The following is a 218-nucleotide window of genomic DNA, read 5'->3' as shown; positions in this document are numbered from 1 at the left end:
ACGTTAATGTTGGTGGTGTTGACGCCATCTGAGGCGCCGACGACTAAATTGTGCACGTTCGCCAGGGCTTCAAAGTCATTGGCGACGGCGGCGACGCCCGCTGGGGTCAAGCTGATGACACCGGTGGTGGGGTCAATCTCAAACCAAGCGTCGTCATTGCCGCTGACGATGCTGTAGGTCACTGGCGTGCCTTCCGGATCGATGGCATTGACGGTGCC

General features: G+C 59.2%; 1 protein-coding gene. It reads right to left on the bottom strand.

From position 1 onward, the window contains the following. The coding region (locus tag H5185_RS23580; RefSeq protein WP_182743399.1) for a cadherin repeat domain-containing protein at positions 1-218 on the bottom strand (218 nt) is incomplete at both ends.

Origin of the sequence: Shewanella sp. SG44-6, assembly GCF_014164185.1 — a bacterium.
GTDB classification, from domain to species: Bacteria; Pseudomonadota; Gammaproteobacteria; order Enterobacterales; family Shewanellaceae; genus Shewanella; species Shewanella vesiculosa.
Note: the sequence above shows the minus strand (reverse complement) of the source record. Positions and strands in the feature narration are given on the sequence as shown.